The following is a 1,656-nucleotide window of genomic DNA, read 5'->3' as shown; positions in this document are numbered from 1 at the left end:
CGCGCACCGTGTCATTCCACTCCGCCAGCACCCGACGCCGCTCCGCCGCGTCGAGAATGTCGATTGCGCCAATCGGCTGATCCGGCGTGGCGGTTGCAGATTCGAGCAGGCGCACCAAACGCGTGGCGATGGCTTCGACGGCTTTCCGCTCGAACAGATCCGTACTGTATTCGATCGTGCCTTCGATCCCAGCTGACCCACCGTGCTGGCCACGACTCTCTGTCAAGATCAAGGCCAGATCGAATTTGGCAGCGCTGCTGCTCATCGGTTGCGGGACGATGGTGAGACCGGGCATATCAAGGCTGAGCGTACCAGCGTTCTGTAACGCGAGCATCACCTGGAAGAGCGGGTGGCGTCTCAGAGACCGTGTCGGATTGATCGCCTCGACGAGGCGCTCGAACGGCAAGTCCTGATTCGCGTAGGCATCGAGATTGGCGGCGCGCACGCGATCCACCAGTTCGCGGAAGCTTGGATTTCCAGCGGTGTCGCTGCGCAGTACCACGGTGTTGACGAAAAATCCGATCAAGTCGTCGAGCGCGTGATCGCTGCGCCCCGCCACCGGACTGCCGATTGGGATGTCCGTACCTGCGCCCAACCGCGTGAGCAGCGCAGCGAGGCCGGCTTGGAGCACCATGAAGAGACTGGCCTGCTGTTCGCGCGCCAGCATCAGCAGCCCCTGGTGCACTTCGGGGGTGATCTCGAACGCGACAGTATCACCATGATGGCTGGGAACAGGCGACCGGGAACGGTCAACCGGCAGCTCCAGTTGCTCCGGCAGGCCATGCAGCGCCTTCTTCCAATACTCCAACTGGCGCGCGACCGGGCTCTCGGGATCCTCCTCATTGCCGAGCAGCGCGTGCTGCCAAAGCGTGTAGTCGGCGTATTGCAGGGGCAGCGGCTCGAAGACAGGCGCGCGCTTCTCACTACGCGCAGCATAAGCGGTAGCGAGATCGCGAGCCAGCGGCCCGAGCGAAGCTCCGTCGCCGGCAATATGATGGATCAACAGCAGCAGAACCTGGTCGCGCGGCGCGAGGACGAAGAGATCGACGCGGAGCGGCGGTTCGACGGCGAGATCGAAGCCGCGGCTCGCGGCCATGTTGAGCGCCTGGGGAAGCTCGGCCTCAGTGGTTGCCGCCACCGCGAGGATCGGCCGAGCGATTTCAGCATCGAGGATCAGCTGGCGGGGTGTGCCCGCCGTCTCCGGGAAGACGGTTCGCAGACTCTCATGCCGCTCGACCAAATCGGCGAGGGCGGCTTCGAGGGCGTCGCGATCGAGGGCACCGCGAAGACGCAATGCGAGCGTGAGATTATAGTGTGGGCTTTGTCCTTCGAGATGGTTGAGGAACCACAGGCGACTTTGCGCGAACGAGAGCGGGATCACCTCCGGACGAGGGCCCGGCCGAAGAGTCGGTCGTGCTGCCGCCTCGGCCTGATCGAGCCGTTCAGCGAGCCCGGAGATGGTCGAAACTTCAAACAGCGTACCAAGCGGCAGCTCGACCCCGAAAGCAGCACGGATTTTCGAGACCAAATGCGTCACGAGCAGCGAATGGCCGCCGAGATCGAAGAAGTTGTCATGGATCCCGACGCGCTCGAGCCCGAGGGTCTCGGCAAACAGAGCGCAGAGTTTCTCTTCGCGTGGTGTCCGCGGCGGGGTGT

Annotated in this window: 1 protein-coding gene; it reads right to left on the bottom strand. The window is 63.8% G+C overall.

What is annotated here, in order from left to right:
- On the bottom strand, nt 1–1,656 hold a 1,656-nt coding region (locus QX124_RS31790), incomplete at both ends, for a condensation domain-containing protein (RefSeq protein WP_315741309.1).

Source organism: Bradyrhizobium sp. SZCCHNRI3043, from assembly GCF_032377735.1.
In the GTDB taxonomy this organism is placed as follows: domain Bacteria; phylum Pseudomonadota; class Alphaproteobacteria; order Rhizobiales; family Xanthobacteraceae; genus Bradyrhizobium.
Note: the sequence above shows the minus strand (reverse complement) of the source record. Positions and strands in the feature narration are given on the sequence as shown.